The sequence below is a fragment of the Desulforapulum autotrophicum HRM2 genome (assembly GCF_000020365.1).
Lineage (GTDB): Bacteria > Desulfobacterota > Desulfobacteria > Desulfobacterales > Desulfobacteraceae > Desulforapulum > Desulforapulum autotrophicum.
The window spans coordinates 1,438,642-1,457,105 of record NC_012108.1 but is presented as its reverse complement, the minus strand read 5'-3'; the positions used below and the strand labels follow the sequence as shown (position 1 = coordinate 1,457,105).

Annotated in this window: 14 protein-coding genes and 1 tRNA gene; 2 read left to right on the top strand and 13 right to left on the bottom strand. The window is 51.4% G+C overall.

Annotated features, from left to right (window positions below; genetic code table 11):
• Positions 1–105: 105 nt before the first annotated feature.
• Positions 106–1,131, bottom strand: coding sequence for a uroporphyrinogen decarboxylase/cobalamine-independent methonine synthase family protein (locus HRM2_RS06375; protein ID WP_015903182.1), 1,026 nt, complete (start codon positions 1,129–1,131; stop codon positions 106–108).
• 198 nt (positions 1,132–1,329) lie between these two features.
• Entirely contained in the window at positions 1,330–1,830 is a 501-nt protein-coding gene (locus tag HRM2_RS06370; RefSeq protein WP_015903181.1) for a GFA family protein, read from the bottom strand.
• 480 nt (positions 1,831–2,310) lie between these two features.
• Here HRM2_RS06370 and HRM2_RS25900 point away from each other — a divergent pair, with 480 nt between their 5' ends.
• Together HRM2_RS25900 and HRM2_RS06355 are read left to right on the top strand one after the other, a co-directional pair.
• Positions 2,311–4,221 (top strand): VTT domain-containing protein, encoded by a 1,911-nt coding sequence (locus HRM2_RS25900; RefSeq protein WP_015903180.1) that lies wholly within the window; start codon positions 2,311–2,313, stop codon positions 4,219–4,221.
• 35 nt (positions 4,222–4,256) lie between these two features.
• Positions 4,257–6,137 (top strand): sulfurtransferase, encoded by a 1,881-nt coding sequence (locus tag HRM2_RS06355; protein ID WP_015903179.1) that lies wholly within the window; start codon positions 4,257–4,259, stop codon positions 6,135–6,137.
• 429 nt (positions 6,138–6,566) lie between these two features.
• On the opposite strand, the gene HRM2_RS06345 is transcribed toward HRM2_RS06355, so the two are convergent.
• From HRM2_RS06345 to murD, 11 genes are all read right to left on the bottom strand, one after another.
• Positions 6,567–6,642 (bottom strand) — tRNA-Phe (locus tag HRM2_RS06345).
• Positions 6,643–6,717: 75 nt separating this feature from the next.
• Positions 6,718–7,488, bottom strand: coding sequence for an RNA methyltransferase (locus tag HRM2_RS06340; RefSeq protein WP_041273094.1), 771 nt, complete (start codon positions 7,486–7,488; stop codon positions 6,718–6,720).
• Entirely contained in the window at positions 7,485–9,191 is a 1,707-nt protein-coding gene (locus HRM2_RS06335) for a radical SAM protein (protein ID WP_015903176.1), read from the bottom strand. The genes HRM2_RS06340 and HRM2_RS06335 overlap by 4 nt, the downstream gene beginning before the upstream one ends.
• Positions 9,192–9,194: 3 nt before the next feature.
• Positions 9,195–10,412, bottom strand: a complete 1,218-nt coding sequence (gene ftsZ, locus HRM2_RS06330; protein ID WP_015903175.1) for a cell division protein FtsZ — start codon at positions 10,410–10,412, stop codon at positions 9,195–9,197.
• A gap of 19 nt (positions 10,413–10,431) precedes the next feature.
• A complete protein-coding gene (gene ftsA, locus HRM2_RS06325) occupies positions 10,432–11,655 on the bottom strand; it encodes a cell division protein FtsA (protein WP_015903174.1) in 1,224 nt (407 codons plus the stop codon).
• A gap of 12 nt (positions 11,656–11,667) precedes the next feature.
• Positions 11,668–12,558: a cell division protein FtsQ/DivIB gene (locus tag HRM2_RS24990; protein WP_049770408.1), complete on the bottom strand. Its 891-nt coding sequence runs from the start codon at positions 12,556–12,558 to the stop codon at positions 11,668–11,670.
• Entirely contained in the window at positions 12,545–13,489 is a 945-nt protein-coding gene (gene murB, locus HRM2_RS06315; protein WP_083776529.1) for a UDP-N-acetylmuramate dehydrogenase, read from the bottom strand. The genes HRM2_RS24990 and murB overlap by 14 nt, the downstream gene beginning before the upstream one ends.
• On the bottom strand, positions 13,486–14,856 hold the full coding sequence (gene murC, locus HRM2_RS06310; protein WP_015903171.1) for a UDP-N-acetylmuramate--L-alanine ligase: 1,371 nt from the start codon (positions 14,854–14,856) through the stop codon (positions 13,486–13,488). The genes murB and murC overlap by 4 nt, the downstream gene beginning before the upstream one ends.
• Positions 14,857–15,966 (bottom strand): undecaprenyldiphospho-muramoylpentapeptide beta-N-acetylglucosaminyltransferase, encoded by a 1,110-nt coding sequence (murG, locus tag HRM2_RS06305; RefSeq protein WP_015903170.1) that lies wholly within the window; start codon positions 15,964–15,966, stop codon positions 14,857–14,859. It lies immediately after the preceding gene.
• Positions 15,959–17,083 carry a putative lipid II flippase FtsW gene (gene ftsW, locus HRM2_RS06300; protein ID WP_015903169.1) on the bottom strand — a complete coding sequence of 375 codons (1,125 nt, stop codon included), beginning with the start codon at positions 17,081–17,083 and terminating at the stop codon, positions 15,959–15,961. The genes murG and ftsW overlap by 8 nt, the downstream gene beginning before the upstream one ends.
• The gene (gene murD / locus HRM2_RS06295; RefSeq protein ID WP_015903168.1) at positions 17,080–18,456 is read right to left on the bottom strand and encodes a UDP-N-acetylmuramoyl-L-alanine--D-glutamate ligase; all 1,377 of its coding nucleotides are present in this window, start codon (positions 18,454–18,456) and stop codon (positions 17,080–17,082) included. The genes ftsW and murD overlap by 4 nt, the downstream gene beginning before the upstream one ends.
• Positions 18,457–18,464: the final 8 nt, after the last annotated feature.

The following is an 18,464-nucleotide window of genomic DNA, read 5'->3' as shown; positions in this document are numbered from 1 at the left end:
TCAATGGAAGCATATTGAAAGATGTGCGCATTGACGTAACGCAGAAAACAGGAAAAAAGACAAGTTAAATGGCACATTTTATTGTTTCCATGGCCCTTACTACTTTTAAATTAATTTATATTTTTCCCGTAAAGATTCTGAAAGTTTCTTTGTCATTTGAAATGCTTTTTCAACTGTCTTATCCCCATCTTGATTGACCAGGCAACAAGTGGCGGGAGATATCAACCCCTGGGCCAGGAGTTGATCCATTGGAATCCCTTTTTTATCAAGCGCCTTCCAGATTGTTTCCAGTTTAAAGGCCAGCAGATCAATGTTTTCTCGTTCAAATGTTTCGAAACCGGTGGGAACGATCCCCCAGACAAGGATTCCACCCCTGTTGAGGAATTTTTTTATTGAACTGGTTGATAAACCAAAAATTTGTGCATTTGAATGAATGTCCAGAGACAGAATATCTGTATCAAGGTTTAAAAGAAAATCCCAATCCGGATTCCCGCATAGATGTACACCTTTGGGACTATCAATCATTGAGAAAAATTCATCCAGGTCCTGTTTTGCTTTCTGGTCGCTGTAACCAGACATCGCAGAGAAAATAAACTGCATACCGGGCTCATCAATAAACATGAAGGCGTTGGAATTTTTCTGTTTGAGTTTTTTTAATTGAATATTGATCCGCTTGGCCATAAATTCAAACATAAATGGTCGTATATTATCATCAAAGAGAATGGGACGTTCATCCTGATCAAGGATATTGAAACCAAAGCTGACAGGACCCTCAAGTTGACCACGAATTGCAGGTTTGTCCGACAGATCCAGATCCAGAAAACGATGATACACCGCGGAATATGTAGCGCTGACATCGAAATATTCAAGCTCATCAAAATGGGCCATGGTCTCTTCGAATTCCATGATAAATTTATCCATTGAAAACCGTAATGTTTTTTTATCCGTATCCAGAAGAATACCTGGAAAATGCTCTGCCGCCTGAACATACATGTCTTCATAGTAGCTGTAATTAGGCAATTGTGGCCAGAATGGAACGTCCAGGCTTAACGCTGTCTCCAGGGCCTTATCAATATTGGTATGGGGCATGACTGCCATTGCAGTCGTCAATAAATTTCCCGGGATAGGCATTTTTTTAATCCCCCTGTTTTTTTAAGAAACCTGCTTGCGAAACTGTTTTATCATCAGCTATCTATTAAACGGATAAAGGAATATGCAGACCAACTCCATCATTATAAATTTTGATTCAATGCTGCAGATGGGCCCAAAGGCAAACAATCTCATTCAAGCCATAAAATTTGCGGCCCTTAATATTTTTTTCCCATTCCATTACAACCGTTCTGAATGATTTTTATGACCTGACCACTTAGGTAATTCATCGTTCATATCAAACACCCGCATACCGTAGAATATATGGCAACTGGGCTTGAAGCTGGCCGGAATTTTCGAAACCTGCCCGAAATCAAAAAGAGATGGAAAGGCAAGCCACATTCTACGCCCTTCATCGGCAATCAGGGATCCACAGATATCACAGCTGACTTTGCAGGGAAGAATGCGTTCGTGCTTATTTAGCTCGTTATTGTAAAAATGCAGATGATCAATACCGGTGGTTATCCTGACGTCACGCTTGTGGAATATGGCCGCCCACTGCATGGGAGCACCGTGCAATTTTTTGCAAACCAGACAATGGCATATCTTTGCGTCCACAGGATCCGCGCACACTTCGTATTGGACTGCCTTGCAGTAGCAGCTCGCCCGGTATTTGACTTTAAACGTGTCATCCTCAACAGATGCATAATCAGGGCCGAATTCGTTTGTCTTTTGAATCATATTGTACTCTCATGTTGGGTGTTAAAGGGTTTGCAAACCCGGTTAAAGAATCGGTTACAGAGAGCTCCTCAAGTTTGCTGTTCACTATCGCCAATTCTTGCACTTTTTGTCAAGCGATCCGCAGATCTTCTCAACTTTTTGATTGCTGAGGCGCAAATCAGCTTCCCGCCGGTCTGCCTCAACCCCTGTTTTCCAAAATTGACGGGCTGCAAAACCCCGACGGGACATAATAGCTGCTGCACCCTAAAAGAGGGATAAGTGTAAAACCTGAAAATTGCATTCCTGCAAAAAAAATACTGCAAAAGAATGGTTCCAAGACAACAGGCATTGACACGGTATTGACCATTTCTATCCCGTTCATCACAGTTATAAAAACTAACGATTTGCCATAATGAGTCCATCCCTTGTACTGTGCACACTCAAATCAGGTTGTGACAGGCCTGCAAACAAGAACAAAAACAAGGAAACAGGCATCAAGTAATGGCCTCACACAAACGACTCATGACAGGAAAAGGGCTCGTTGTCCTCCTGATCATCGGGCTGATCATCGTATTTTTTTCCACAGGAATGCACCACTATTTAACTCTGGACTTCATCAAAGATTCCCGGCTACGCTTCCAGGAAATTTATAGTCAAAATCCGGTTGGCGTCATCGCTGCCTTTGTTGCCTTTTATATCCCGGCAATTGCCCTGAACCTCCCCGGTGCAGCGGTATTTGGACTGGCTGCCGGGGCTCTGTTCGGAACCCTGGCCGGTACAATCATCATTTCCTTTGCCAGCAGTATCGGTGCCGTCCTGGCCTGCCTGCTGTCACGGTATCTGTTGCGGGACTGGATTCAAAACAGATTCGGGGCAAGCCTTAAAACCATCAATGAAGGCATCAGCAAAGAGGGCGTATTTTACCTCTTTTCCCTGCGTCTCATCCCGGTGATTCCTTTTTTCCTCATTAATATGGCCATGGGACTTATGCCCATACGGTTGTGGACATTTTACTGGGTCTCCCAACTGGGTATGCTGCCTGGCACGGCCATCTTTGTCAATGCCGGCAGTCAACTGTCCCAGATCAAATCCATGGATAACATTGTTTCCCCAGGTTTCCTCGTTTCTCTGGCCTTGCTTGGGCTGTTCCCGCTGATCATAAAAAAAATAATTACCCGCTACCGCAGCCATACCCACAAAAACGCTCTGAAAATTCCAGAGACCGGGAACATAACGGTGGAACTGCCTGCTTCTCTCCAGAAAGAGATAGAAACCATGGCCAACGCGTGCACGAACTGTGGAGCCTGCAAAAGGAAATGCGCGTTTCTTCAGGAGCACGGAACGCCCAAAGAGATCCTGGAAACGGTCGATTTTACAAAGCCGGAAAATCTGGCCCTGGCCTTTGAGTGCAGTCTGTGCAACCTGTGTGGTGCCATCTGCCCGGAAAATCTGGACCCGCGAAAACTATTTTTTACCCTCCGACAACAGGCAATAAAGGCTGGAACGGTTGACCTGTCAACCTACCGAAGAATCCTGGGCTACGAGGCGCGTGGCAGCTCTCCCCTGTTCGCTTACCATGGCCTGCCCAATGGGTGTGACACTGTATTTTTCCCGGGCTGTACCCTGCCCGGGACTCGGCCGGAAACCACCTGGCAGATATTTACCACCCTGCAGCAACGGTACCCTGCCCTGGGTGTGGTTCTGGACTGCTGCACAAAGCCAAGCCATGACCTTGGCCGCCAGGATTACTTTAACCACAGTTTTGGAAAACTAAACAACTACCTTGTGGAAAATAATATCAAAAAGGTGGTGGTTGCCTGCCCCAACTGTTATGCCATTTTCAAACACAATGCCAAAAATTTAGTTGTAGAGACCGTTTACGAAGTGATCAACAGTGGTGATCTGCCCATCGGTGCAGCGGTAACCGGTGAGGTAGCCGTACATGATCCCTGCCCGTTGCGTGGGGAAAAGGCCGTGCAGGATTCGGTACGCGCCATCCTGACCCGCATGGGGCTGACCCTGTCAGAAATGAAACACCATGGAAAAAGAACGCTGTGCTGCGGAGAAGGGGGAAGTGTTGGCCTGGTACGCCCGGACCTGGCCAAAAAATGGGGGCAGATGCGCCGTGATGAAACCAATGGCCGCAAAATCGTAACCTATTGCGCAGGATGTGCTGGCTTTTTGAACCGGGTCACCCCGACCGTCCACCTGGCAGATGTTGTATTTGCACCCCAAAAAGTTTTTCAGGGAAATCTGAGGGTTGCAAAAAGTCCATTCACCTACTTGAATCGAATTCGACTGAAACGACGGTTTAAAAAAGCCCTGGAACCGGTTATGATCCCTGTTGATCCGAATCCCATCTCTGACATTCCGATCCAACAGGAAACGGATGGTACCCAACACTTCTCGTGATCAAACGGTCACACGATCAAAGAGGGAGAATCCTGATGAACAAAAAACAACGGATAGTCCTGGCAGGGGCTGTCATGCTGATACTATCGACCCTGTTCATGGCCTGCAGCAGTTCCAGTGTCACCGAGAAAAAATATCCCAATGCGAACCTCCTGGCAAACTCAGACGATCTGACCCAGGCCGAAGTCGTCATCCTTGACACAAGGTCAGCCGAGGCCTATTCCCAGGGCCATATCAACGGCTCAATCAGCATTCCCTGGCAGCAGTTCCTGGACGCAGACAGCAATCTGCTTGCCACGGATCAGCTTGAGCAGGATTTGAGTCAGATGGGTCTGACCCGGACCTTATCCATGATCATATATGATGACACCACCGCTTCCTTTGGCGGTGCTGGACGACTGTTCTGGATGCTGGAAGTCCTGGGTTGCCCGTCGGTCAGAATACTCAACGGCGGCTGGGACAAATGGCTGGCTGACGGCAACACCCCCCAGATAACGGAAAACACACGGCCCGTGTCTGTGTTTACAGCCCAGGTAAATACGGGCATTACCTCGGACAAGGAATACATTGCCGCGCGCATGGACAACAGTGATTTTGCCATCGTGGACACCCGTGAGGATGAAGAATTCACAGGGTGGCAGCGGTATGGAGAAGCCAGGGGTGGTCATATTACCGGTGCGGTTCAGATCCCTTACCCCTGGTATTTCAGCAAGGACAAAACCGTTCTGCCCTATGAAAATCTAAAAAATCTGTTCGAATCCAGGGGGATTACCCAAGACAAGGAAGTGACTGCGTACTGCACCATAGGCATTCGCAGTGGCTTTGCCTATTTCCTGTTCCGCCTCCTGGGATATGACAGGGCCAGCAATTACGACGGCTCCATCAGGGACTGGTCCGAATCCGATCCCGCTGCCTTTCCCATGGAAAAACTGGCCCAGTACAGTAAACTGGTCTATCCCACCTGGGTAAAACAGGTGATAGACTACCATGCTCCGGGCAGCACCACCCCTGCACCTGCCGGTTATGACCATGACAGGGACCACAAATTCATGGTCGTTGAAACCCAGTGGGGCACCCTGGAATGGGCGGAGGCCTACAAGAACGGTCATATTCCCGGAGCTGTCCATTCCAATTCCGATATCTATGAAAACGACTATCCGCGCTGGTTCCTGCTTCCTGACGACCAGCTGCATGCCGCCTTGGCAGACATGGGAATCACCGAAGATACCACCGTTGTCGTTTACAGCGATTCCAATATTTTTGCCGCACGCCTGTGGTGGATCCTGACCTATGCCGGGGTCAAGGATGTCCGTTACCTGAACGGCGGTTACGCCGCCTGGATCAATGCCGGCTACGAAGGCGAAACCCAGGTCAACAACCCGGTCTCCACAACAGCATTTACCGGAACGGCCTGCCCCGAGCTCCTGGCAACTGTGGCCGAGATGGTCCAGATATACGATGATACAGACACTGTTGTGGTCGCCGATGTACGCAGCGCCCCCGAATATAAGGGAAAAATTTCAGGCTATAGTTACGTGGTCCAGAAAGGCCGCATACCCAATGCCGTGTGGGCCCATGACGCCGATGACTCCTCACTGGAATACACCGATTCCGATGGGAGTCTCCGGAGTTTTCCTGAAATAAAATCCCTGTGGGAGTCTGCTGGGATAAGCTCAGGAATGACTGCTGGCCAGTTTGACAGGGATGTCTATTTCTACTGTGGCAGCGGCTACCGATCTTCGTTAAGCTTCCTCCATGCCTACCTTATGGGATTTTCCAATATAAAGAACTTTTCCGATGGTTGGGAAGGATGGAGCACCGAGTACACCCATGACGAAGACGCCTGTGCCGACAGTCTCACACCCGGTTGGTGTCAGGATCCCTCCGGCCGACCAGTGGCGACCGGTGAATTCTGACATCAAAATTGCCCGGTATGGGAGGTCTGCAGGTTTTATTAGGCACAAAATCAAAGTAAGATCTCCCAGAATCAATCTGAAGAACTTTTCCATACTGATTTTCTCTGTTGCCGTTTAGTAATCCGAGCCGGTTTCGGAGGTATTTCTAACTCAGGGTCATGGAAATTTTAAAATACACCAGACCAACGCCGGATTTTTATCTGATTTCAAGACGCGTCAATGGGAGCATATTGAAATATGTGCCCATTGACGCAACGCTGAAAGCAGGTAAAAAGACAAGTTGGGTGGTGTATTTTATTTTTTCCATGGCCCTGAGTAACTTGCACACGGATAATTGGGTCTAATTCCCGTCTTGCTCTTGTACATGGAAAAGATATTGGCCAAAAGAAAAGGGGTTTACAGCTAAAAGCTGTAAACCCCTTTAAAAAATGGTGCCCAGGAACAGAATCGAACTGCTGACACGGGGATTTTCAGTCCCCTGCTCTACCGACTGAGCTACCTGGGCTCAAGTGAAGCCTGTTTTATATATGTAATTTACCGATTGATGTCAAGGATAAGTTGGGCATCTCCGGGACAGGACTCATTTTTTTTCTGTCTGCCCCCTTTGATACCGACTTTCCCCGTATGCAACGATCCGATCGATAACCCCCTTGACAATGCCGGTCTCTCCTGCCTGAATCTTGATGCGGCTTAGAAACTGGCGTACCCGGTTGAGCCAGAAATCCGGATTTTCCGGATTGACATACCCGATCTCAGCAAGAACAAGGGAGAGCCTTTGGTACATGATTTCAAGCTCACTGACCGTTGCCAGGCGGGGGACCACCTGTTTTTTCTCCAGGGGAAGCCCCTGCTGGTGTTCCACTGCCACAAGGAGCTCATAGCAGACGATCACCACGGCCTGGGCAAGGTTAAGGGAGGAAAACCCAAGGGTGGGGATGTTGATCAAGGCGTGGCAAAAACAGATTTCCCCGTTGGTGAGCCCCCGGTCTTCGGGTCCAAAAAGCAAAGCCACCCGGTTATTTTCGCAAAGGGTTGCTACCCTTAGGGCCACTGTTCGGGGAGATTCCACCAACCGTTGCCCCCCAAGTCGGGCCGTGGTTCCCACCACATACTCAAACGGGGCAAGGGCCTGGCTAAGGGTGCTGCAGATCTCCATCCGGTCGAGAATGGATGCGGCTGAATGGGTTGCGGTTTTTTCAGCCCTAGTTCTATCAAAATCGTCTGGTGCCACCACCACAAGTTGATCAAGACCCATGTTCATCATGGCCCTTGCAGCCGAGCCTATGTTTTCAGACACCCGTGGCCGGTTAAGGACAACGGTAACACGGGCAGAATCGGGAAAAGGGTTCATGGGATCCGACAGATGCCGCAATCCCTGCAGTCGATCATGGGGCAGTCCGGGGAGACCTTTCCGGTCTTTGAACGCTGGTACTCTTTCCAGAGAAATTCTCGCTTTACACAGGTATCAACGATCTCCCAGGGAAAGGGCTCATCTTTTTCCCGCTCGGTGTGGACAACGGCCTCACAATAGGCATCGGCATTCCTCACGGCCTTTGACCACCCATTCTTTGCGGCATCCTCAAGAATTCCGGCCGTTTGCCGCCCTCCCCGGGAAAGAAGGGCGTTGATCCTTGCCATGCGAAAGGATTCCCATTTAAGCTGGATGTTGGGAACCCGTTTTAACCCCTCCTGGATGATCTTGAGCCGATGTTTAAGCAGCCCGATCTTTGCCATGGGTGCCCATTGAAACGGGGTTGCAGGTTTGGGAATAAAAGGATTGATGCTGAGCGTGATGGTTCCGATCTTCTTTTTTTTCCGGCTGGCCGATAAAAACACCTCCCTTATCTTCTGGGTGAGGCTGACAATGGCCGCCACATCCCCATCCTCTTCAAAGGGAAGCCCGATCATGTAGTAAAGCTTAAGATTAATAATTCCGGCCTTTACCAGACGGTCGGCGGCCGAGACAATCTCAGTTTCACTGATCTTTTTATTGATGATGGCCCGCATTCGTTCAGACCCTGCTTCAGGTGCAATGGTGGCGGTCTTGACACCGGACCGCTGGAGGGTTGCGATCAGTTCATCGGTCAGGGCATCGGCCCGGAGGGAGCTGAAGGAGATGGAGAGATCCTCTGCGATTCCCCTGGCACAGATGGAGTTGATGGCTGGATGGTCCGACACGGCAGCACTCACAAGCCCTACCCTGGAGGTGAGCGCCTTTGCAGCGTCAAGGGCCCGGGTCACCACATCCTCGGGATAGAATCTGGGAGGCCGGTAGATAAAACCTGCACTGCAGAACCTGCAGCCATGTGGACACCCCCTGCCTGTTTCAATCAAAAAGGTATTTTTAAAGGCAGTATCAGCGGTGATAACCCGGGTGGCGCAGGTCTCTTTGAGGGTAGTGACACGCCTGACCCGCACCCGATCCGGGGCCTGGTCATTGCGTTTTTCCATACCGATAAATTCACCGCCGCTGTTGTGGACCGGCGAATACCATGACGGGACATAGACCCCGCCAACGGTGGAGGCCAACCGCTCAAACAACGTCTGCCTCGACATCAGGGGGGTGTAAACATCAAAAAAGGGAGGGATCAACAGCTCTGCCTCCCCGAGGAGCAGAAGGTCCATGAACTCAGCCAGGGGCTCAGGATTCAAAAATGAAGCCACTCCCCCTGCGACCACAAGAGGGTGGCTTTCATTCCGGCCGGCCCCACGCATGGGGATGTTGGACCGTTCCAGCATGGAAATCAGGTTCAGGTAATCATTCTCAAACGAGATGGAGAAAAAAAGAATGTCAAACCAGGAGAGGTTTTTGCCGCTCTCCACACTCAGTACCTCAGCCTCCGGGTCATCGGGCATAAATACCCGCTCTGCCACCACGTGGTCAAGGTCGTTGATCAACCCGTAAACTGTCTGAAATCCAAGGCTGGACATGCCAGCCTGATAGGTGTTCGGATAAACCAGGGCGGTTCGGATCAGCCCCTTCTGGCCTTTGACTATACTTCCCCGCTCAAGGTGAACACCCTCTTTTCTGCCGTGTCTGACACTTTTTGCCATATATCAGTCTGCCTGGCGTCGTAAAAACGTGGGGATCTCCAGGTTTTCACCGTCCATGGGCATACCCCGATAGGCATTTCTACCGTCATGTCCCACCACCTTTTTTGTTCTGACCCGAACCGGTTCATCCACTTCGTTCCAGTTTTCAAGCTCTTCGGCTGTGGGCTCCCGGAGTTTTCCCCTGACAATGGTCTCTTCCTGGACAGCTGTTCTGACCTTTGGCCGGGCAGATTCAATGCTGTGGACGTTCTTTGCCTGCCGCTCGTGGTTGCCGATACCCGTTGCAATTACGGTCACGCGCATCTCATCCCCCAGGCTCTCGTCAATGGCCTGACCCCAGATGATCTCTGCATCATCACCGACTTCCTGGTGGATGCGGTCCGACGCCTGGGTCATTTCGTCAAGGGTGAGGTCGCTTGAGCAGGTGATGTTCATGAGAACACCCCTTGCGCCGGAGATCGAAATATCTTCAAGCAGCGGATGGGAGATGGCCCTTTCTGCAGCCTCAACAGCCCTGTTCTCTCCAGAGGCAATACCAATCCCCATGAGGGCCATGCCGGCCTTGGACATGGTGGTTCTGACATCTGCAAAGTCAAGGTTCACAAGACCAGGCAGCATGATAAGATCCGTGATGCCCTTAACCGAGTGGTGAAGCACCTCGTCGGCCTTAATGAACATTTCCACCATTTTTGCACCCTTGCCTGCGATTCCCCTGAGCCGGTCGTTGGGAATGGTGATGACCGTATCTGTAATGTCCCTTAACCGATTGATGCCATCTTCGGCCTGGGCAGCCCGTTTTTTACCCTCAAACGAAAAGGGCTTTGATACAACCGCCACGGTCAGGATACCAAGCTCCTGACAGATTTCGGCAATCACGGGTGCCGCGCCCGTACCCGTACCGCCGCCAAAGCCTGCAGTGATAAACACCATGTGGCTGCCTTCAAGGGCGGCCCGGATCTCATCAATGTTCTCCTGGGCTGCCTCCCGGCCTGTGGTGGGATTGGCACCTGCCCCAAGTCCTTCGGTCAGATTAACGCCTAACTGGATCTTGAGCTCTGCCCTTGAGATTTCAAGGGCCTGAGCATCTGTATTTGCAACAATGAACTTAACACCCTGAAGGTTTGCATCGATCATGTTATTGACCGCATTTCCACCGGCTCCACCCACACCGATAACCTTGATCAATGCATTCTTTTCACTCTCCACATAGGAAAAATTCATACTCCCCCCTCCTTTTATATTAGATAACATCCTTAAACCATTGTTTCATTCGTTTCAAAAGCCGTGCAAACAACCCGTTTTCAATATCACCAAGCGGAGTTCCACTATGTTTACTGCCATAGATCACAAGCCCCACCCCTGTTGAAAAACCCGGGTTTTTAACCACATCCTTGAGTCCTCCGATTTTCATGGGAACCCCCAACCGTACCGGCACTGAAAAAACCCCCTCGACCACATCTGTAATTCCGTGCAGGTATGCACTTCCCCCCGTGATCACAACTCCAGACGGGAATGAATTTTCAAGGCCGTTGCTGTAAATATCCTGCTTGAGTATGGAAAACATCTCCTCCACCCTGGGCTCCAGGATTTCGGCCAGAATATCCTTTGGAAGACTCTTTGTGCCGCGCCCCCCAATTCCGGCGACATCAATGGTCTCGCCCTTACGGATGCTTCCGGCAAGGCAGGTCCCGTGGTCAATTTTTATCTTTTCAGCCTCTGCCAGGGGGGTTCTCAATCCAATGGAAATATCGTTGGTCAGGTTATGCCCCCCCAGGGCAAGTTCAAAGGTGTGCTTGATATTGTTACCCTTGAAGATGGCAAGGTCCGTGGTGCCACCCCCCACATCGGCAAGGGCACACCCAAGTTCTTTTTCCTCACGGGACAGCACCGCCTCCCCCGAAGCCAGGGATTCAAGCACAATGTCACACACGTCAAGGCCAGCCTTGTTGCAGCATTTTACAATATTCCTTGCGGACGACACAGCGCCTGTGACAATGTGAATCTTTGTCTCAAGCCTCACCCCGGTCATGCCCACGGGATTTTGAATCGCCTCCTGGTCATCCACAATAAACTCCTGGGGAATGACATGGATGGTTTCCCGATCCGTTGGAATGGCAACGGCGCTTGCCGCCTCAATCACCCTTTCAACATCGTCCTGGGTTATCTCCTGGCCCTTGATGGCAATGATGCCGTGACTGTTCAGCCCCCGGATATGGCCGCCCGCAATTCCCACGTAAACCGATGAAATATTGCACCCGGCCATGACTTCGGCCTCTTCCACGGCCTTTTTAATCGACTCCACCGTGGACTCGATATTGACCACAGCGCCCTTTCTCAATCCCCTGGAAGGGGCGGTGCCCAGACCGATGATATTAATTTCACCCCCGGCGACCTCTCCGACAACGGCACAAATCTTTGTGGTTCCGATGTCGAGTCCCACGATAATCTTCCCCTCTTCCTGCAAATCAAACCCTCCTTAAGTCGTACCCGGCAGAATATCTTTATCTTCAAGCGTTATTGTGACGCTTCTGATATTAAAAAAGTCAATGAGACGCACTCTTTTTTCAACGGCAAAGCCGTCCATGTAATCGAGAATCTTTGAAGTCCCTGCAAATTTTTCCTTAAACCCGTCAAACCCGAGCTTCAGGGTAACAGGTATCTCCCCCACGGCCTTGTGTGCCTTGAAAAAATCAGTTGTAAAATCAATCCCCAGATCTTTGTCAGCTGTTATTTTTCGAACCAGGGAACGGGTATCAAGGGCCAACAGCTCCATTACCCCCTGGTGAAGTTTTCCCTTAAACCCAAACCTGGACGCCGGGGACAATGGGTCCAGGGATTCAAGCCTGAGACCTTTGATCTCCGGCAAACCGGCAGTCTGGGGTTCTGTTTCAGGCTCATAGGGCTTAAACGGCTGGCCCTGTAAATCCACCAGCACCTGGAAGTCTTCGGCCATGGCCGCCCTTGCAACGGCCGTTTGTTCAAAAACAGTAATGGCCAGGGTCGACGGAATCCGGCGCTGGATTGCCGCATCACGGATCCAGGGATGGGCAACAAGGCGGGCCCTGGCCGTTTTAAGATTAACGGCCAGAATATTATCCCCCATCTTGATCCCAGCCTGGGATAGCAGCGCTGAATCGCTGAGGGATGCAGCACCGGAAATATGAATGGTCTTGATGCCGAAATAGGGGCTCTGGGTAATAAAATCATGGACAAAGATCAGCCCAAGGCTCGACAGCGCCAGGACCAGCACCACCAGGATAAACTTCAAGACAAGATCAAGGCTGCCCATGAAATCGAACCCCAGGGCAGACACGTCGCCGTCAATCGGCCGTAGACTGTTTTTCCTCACCTTTTTATTCGCCTTCAATTTTCACCTCGGGTTTGAGATCAACATTGAATTTCATTTTCACCTCATCCTCCACCATCTGCTTGAGGGTGAGAATCTCCAGGGCTGTTGCCCCGCCGCAGTTAACAATAAAGTTACCGTGGATGGTCGAAACCATGGCATTGCCGAATTGTTTTCCCTTGAGGCCTGCCCGGTCAATTAGCTGACCTGCAGGCATCCCGTTGTCCGGGTTCTTGAAAAAACAGCCTGCACTGGCCATTGACCCGGGTTGGCTTGACCGTCGGTTTTCAAGCAGACAGAGCCAGCGGTCCCGTATCTTTTGTTTATCTCCCGGCTTGACTCGAAACCGTGCTCCCAGAACATACACGCAGGGCCCGAGGCCGTTAAACGATGTCCTTCGATGGAAAAAATCAAGCTCAGATCGATCAACCCCCATAACCCTGCCATCAGCGGCAACAAGTTCAAGGGAAACAAGGACGTCGGAGATGGTACCAAGGTTTGTTCCGGCATTCATCATGATTGCTCCACCCACCGTCCCGGGAATGCCTGCGCAAAAGGTAAACCCTTCAAACCCCCGGTCCATGACAAACCGTGCAAGGGCTGCCAGAATTACACCTGAAGATGCCGTTACAAACTGTTGGCCATCATCTGCCACAGTGATGGTAAGGGTTTTGTTCATCCGTTTGGTTGTGACCACAAGCCCCCGGATGCCGCCGTCTTTAACCAGAAGATTTGTACCGCACCCCATGAGGGTAACAGGTACGCCAAGGCACTTAGCACGGGCAATGCCCCGGACAAGTTCCTCTTTGGTCTCAGGTGCAAAAAACAGATCTGCGGGCCCGCCCACCTTGAATGAGGTATGGCAGGCCATGGGTTCGTCAACCAGGAGGCAGAACTCCCGCTTCAACGCCCCATAGGCCCCTGAAAGGTCTTCAGACATAACCGGTTTCACGCCAGGATCTCCAAAAGTGTTTCCCCCAGGTTGTAAACATCTCCTGCCCCAAGGGTCAAAACAAGATCCCCGGGTTCTAAGGTATCGGAAAGAATCGAAAGACAGGATTCAAAATCCTTGACACAGATTACATTTTTATGGCCGTGCTCTTGGATGCCGTTGCACAGTTTCAGCGAGTCAATCCCGTCAATGGGCTGTTCACTTGCCGCATAGATGGGCAGCACAAACAGCAGGTCAGACTGGTAAAAGGCCCGGGTAAACTCATCAAACAAAGCCTTGGTTCTTGAATACCGATGGGGTTGGAACACCACCACAACCCTTTTATCTGGCCAGCCTTCCCGTACTGCTGCAAGGGTGGTCTTTACTTCGGTGGGGTGGTGACCATAATCATCAACAACGGTAATGCTGTTCCGTTCACCCTTGATTTCAAGCCGTCGTTTGACTCCCTCTATCTGCTCAAGGGCCTCCTTGATGACGCTGAAATCAACCTTGAGTTCAAGGGCCACGGCAATGGCGGCCAGGGCATTTGAGATATTGTGCTTTCCAGAAAGATTGAGGGTGATGTCGCCCAGAACCTCTTTCCCATGAACCACGGTAAAATAGCCCCTTCTGCCCTCAAAACGTATCCCCCTTGCGGCAAGGTCTGCCTGGGCGCTCAGGCCAAAGGTGGTGTACCGGGCCGTTATCCTTGGCAGGATGGCCTGGATGTGCTCGTTGTCAAGGCAGAGCACGGCAAGCCCGTAAAAGGGCACAGAGTTGATGAACTTGACAAAATTATCCTTGATATCTTCGATATCCTTATAAAAATCGAGGTGCTCAAGGTCGATGTTGGTAACGGCCGCAATGGCGGGCGCATACTTTAGAAACGAGCCATCACTCTCGTCGGCCTCGGCCACAATGTAGTCACCCTTGCCGTGGTGGGCATTGGTTCCAATGCTCTTTAGCAGACCACCCACCACCACCGTGGGGTCAAGGCCTGCCTGGTTTAAAATGGTGGCAATCATGGCGGTGGTGCTGGTCTTGCCATGGGCACCGGACACGGCAATGGCATATTTAATACGCATGAGTTCGGCCAGCATCTCGGCCCTGGGAATGGTGCGAATGGATCTTTCTGCCGCCTCAATCACCTCTGGATTGTTCTTGGAGATGGCCGTTGAAGTGACCAGCACATCCACATCCTTTACCTGGTCCGCCCTGTGCCCATTGAATATGGTGGCCCCGCAGGAGGCCAGGCGTTGGGTAATGGCCGAAAGCTTGAGGTCTGATCCTGAAACCCTGTAACCAAGACTCAGGAGAAGCTCTGCAATGGCGCTCATACCAATGCCACCGATGCCGACAAAATATATGTGATAGTTCTTTTGATACATCTATTTTCCTTTTTTTCCTGCCATGGATAGGCAGATATCAACAATGGCCCGGGCCGGGTCCGAAAGAGCCATACCCTTTGCCGCCCGTCCCATGGAAAGCCGGTGTTCAGGATTGTTATGAAGGTCCTCAATGATGGTTTTGAGCCGTTCCGGGGTAAGATCCCTATCCAGAATCAAGACGGCCCCGCCCTGATCCTTCACGGCCTGGGCGTTGAAACGCTGGTGATCGTCCGCGGCATGGGGATAGGGAACAAGAATCGACGGTTTACCCAAATGGGTGATCTCGGAGATGGCTCCAGCCCCGGCCCTTGAAACAATGAGATCGGCCCCAGCCATGCGCTGGGGAAGATCGTCAAAAAAGGCCCTGGCCACCCCGTTCACCCCCAGGGTGTGGTATGCATCAGCCACCTCAGCTGCATCTGCCTTACCCGTCTGGTGAACAAGAAAAACAGCGGCTGGATCCTTCAGGAGCGTCATTGCACCCACCATGGCCTGGTTGATAGAGTGGGCACCCTGACTTCCCCCCGTGACAAGGAGATTAAAGCATCCGCTGCCCTGCCCAAAGTCGGATTGCACTGACCCGGACGATTGAATGTCGGACTTGCGAACCGGATTGCCCGTGTGATGGATCACGGCGTTTTTTGATAATCCCCGGGTTGACTTGAACGAGGTAAACACCACATGGCAGATTCTGGACAGGATTCGGTTGGTGATGCCGGGAATGGTGTTCTGCTCCTGGATGGCCGTCAGGATGTTTAACAACCTGGCCACAAGGACAACGGGGCCGGACGAATAACCGCCAACCCCCATGACAATGTCCGGCTTGAATCCACGGATGATGGTGAAGGTCTGGACCAGGGAAACGGGCAGACGCAGGGCTGTGGACAATTTTCCCATAAGCCCTTTGCCCTTGATGCCGGAGATTGAAATGGCTGTGTGATCAAAGCCATACCGGTCAAGGGTGGTGGTCTCAAAAGTTTCCCCGGTTCCGACGAACAGGATGCGGGTTCCGGGCACTGCTGCTGAAAACGCCTGGGCAATGGCGATGCCCGGGAAAAGGTGCCCCCCTGTCTTGCCGCCTGCAATGATGATCTTTAAGGGTTTATCCATTTTCCACCGTTGCTCCAATGTTCATCAATATTCCCATAAAAGCCATATTTATAATTAAAGAAGTGCCACCATAGCTCAAAAATGGCAGGGTCAATCCCTTGGTCGGCAGAACACCCATGGCAACGCCCGTGTTGATGACAACCTGCAGTCCCAGGGTGATGATAATCCCTGCAGCAACCAGCGACCCAAAGAGATCCGGGGCTTTTCTGGCAATGGCGGACCCCCGCCACAGAATGATACAAAAGAGGACCAGAATGGCAAGAACACCCACAAGCCCCAGCTCTTCCCCGATGACCGAAAGGATAAAATCCGTGTGGGGTTCGGGAAGATAATGAAGCTTCTGCATTCCAAGGCCAATGCCCTTGCCAAAGATTCCACCCGATCCAAACGCCTTGAGGGAATGGGTAATCTGGTAACCGGTGTTCAGAGGATCATCCCAGGGGTTCATGAAGGCCAGAATTCGATCCATGCGGTAATCCACTCGATAGACCAGAAAATAGGCCACCGGCGCAAGGAAAGGAAGGGGCAGCAGCAAATGTACAAGTCTGACCCCGGCCACAAACATCATCCCCCAGGTGATGCAACCCAGGATCATGACCGTTCCAAAGTCGGGCTGCAAGAGGATGAGGATCGAAAGTACCACCAGCAGAATGACATGGGGCATAAACCCGACTGAAAAATCCTTGATCATCTCCTGGTCGTCCTTCTTTGAAAGGGAGTAGGCCAGAAACAGAACCAGGGCAAGCTTGGTAAATTCCGATGGCTGAAAGGTAAATCCGGCAAGGGCAATCCATCGACAGGCACCGCCCGCTGAATGACCGATTCCCGGCACCTGAACCGCCACCAAAAGCACAACGGCAAGCCCCATGAAGAAATAGGCAAACACCTTGAAAATTCGATAGGGCAGCAAGGCTGTTGTGAACATCACCCCAAGGCTCAGGAGGGCAAAGGATGCCTGGCGCTGCATGTAAAAAAGATTGTTATCAAACCGTGTCACGGCCAGGGCAGCGCTTGCACTGTACACCATGACAATCCCCATGCCAACGAGCAGGAGCACCGGAAAAAGGATGGCCGACTCCCCTAAACAACCATGTATTTTTTGGGCTGCTTTGTTCACGGCGTGTTTCCTTTGAGTTTCATCACCTGGTCTTTAAAATCCCTGCCCCTCTGGGCGTAATTGTCGTACATGTCAAAACTTGAACACCCCGGGGAAAGAAGGACCGTGTCGCCATGGGTTGCAATGCGGTTTGCAACGGACACGACATCGGCCATGGACCCAGCTTCCAGAATTTCGACTGTTGAACCCAAGACCGCCTTGATCTCCCGGGCAGCTTCTCCCATGAGAATGACGGTCTTGACCCGCTGGTTGATTAGGGGCACCAGGCAGGAAAAGTCGGTTCCCTTGGATCGACCCCCCAGGATCAGAATCACCCGGTCAAACCCCCTTAAGGCTCCTTCAACAGCATGGGGATTGGTTCCCTTGGAGTCGTTATAATAATCCACCCCATTGATGGCTGTCACATACTCGGTTCGATGGGCAAGTCCTGAAAAGTCGTCCAAAGCGCCTTGAATTCCTGCCTGGCAGGCCCCGGCCAGAAGGGCTGCAAGGGCAGCGGCGGCGATGTTTTCCCGGTTGTGGGCACCCCTTAAGCGGGTCACGGACAGATCCAGGACAAATTTTTGGTCCTGGGTGCTGATGGCAATAGACCGGGTGTCAATGGCGGCGTTGCAGGCCTTGTCTTCACCAAAGGTCAGAAGAACTGCCTTGATTGTTCGTTTCCGGTCGGAATCAATGGGAAGGGTTTGGTTGACAACGGCAATATCATTTTCCGACTGGTTGCCCAGGAGCGCCCACTTGGAATCGGCATAGGCAGAAAAAGCTGTGTACCGGTCCATGTGGTCCTCGGCAATGTTGAGCAACACAGCCACCCGGGGAGCGAACATTGTTGCCGCATCCAACTGAAAGCTGCTCACCTCTGCAACAACTACATCTTCCGTTTGTCCTGATTCAAGAAACTCAACCAGGGGGGTTCCGATGTTTCCGCCGGTAAACACGCTTAAACCCGACCTTTTCAACATCTCACTGACAAGGGTGGTTACCGTAGTCTTGCCGTTGGTGCCGGTGATGGCCACAAGGGGACGTTCAAGGAAATAAAAAAACAGGTCAAGCTCGCCCGTTACGCTTATTTTCTTGGCCCTTGCCCGTTCAAAAAAAGCCATGTCAAGGGGAATGCCAGGGCTGGTCACCACCAGGGCCGCACCTTCAAATGTTTCAACCCTGTGGCCGTTGGTTTCACATCTTACGCCAAGGGCTTCAAGGGGTGCTGTCACATCCTGGCCCAGGGGCCGGCTGTCCGTTGCAACCACATCAATATTTTTTGACCGCAGAAACCGGGCAATGGCAACCCCGGAGACGCCAAGGCCGGCCACAAGCACGTATCCCTCGTCCGGGTGTTTTAACAGGGATGCCATGACAGTTGAAAGGGTCATTGTCGGTT

Coding starts and splice junctions, on each gene's coding strand:
- murD (WP_015903168.1), bottom strand. CDS start 18,456: ATGACCCTTTCAACTGTCATGGCATCCCTGTTAAAACACCCGGACGAG.
- HRM2_RS06340 (WP_041273094.1), bottom strand. CDS start 7,488: ATGAACCCTTTTCCCGATTCTGCCCGTGTTACCGTTGTCCTTAACCGG.
- HRM2_RS06355 (WP_015903179.1), top strand. CDS start 4,257: ATGAACAAAAAACAACGGATAGTCCTGGCAGGGGCTGTCATGCTGATA.
- ftsZ (WP_015903175.1), bottom strand. CDS start 10,412: ATGAATTTTTCCTATGTGGAGAGTGAAAAGAATGCATTGATCAAGGTT.
- HRM2_RS06335 (WP_015903176.1), bottom strand. CDS start 9,191: ATGGCAAAAAGTGTCAGACACGGCAGAAAAGAGGGTGTTCACCTTGAG.
- HRM2_RS06370 (WP_015903181.1), bottom strand. CDS start 1,830: ATGATTCAAAAGACAAACGAATTCGGCCCTGATTATGCATCTGTTGAG.
- HRM2_RS06375 (WP_015903182.1), bottom strand. CDS start 1,131: ATGCCTATCCCGGGAAATTTATTGACGACTGCAATGGCAGTCATGCCC.
- HRM2_RS25900 (WP_015903180.1), top strand. CDS start 2,311: ATGGCCTCACACAAACGACTCATGACAGGAAAAGGGCTCGTTGTCCTC.
- murG (WP_015903170.1), bottom strand. CDS start 15,966: ATGGATAAACCCTTAAAGATCATCATTGCAGGCGGCAAGACAGGGGGG.
- murC (WP_015903171.1), bottom strand. CDS start 14,856: ATGTATCAAAAGAACTATCACATATATTTTGTCGGCATCGGTGGCATT.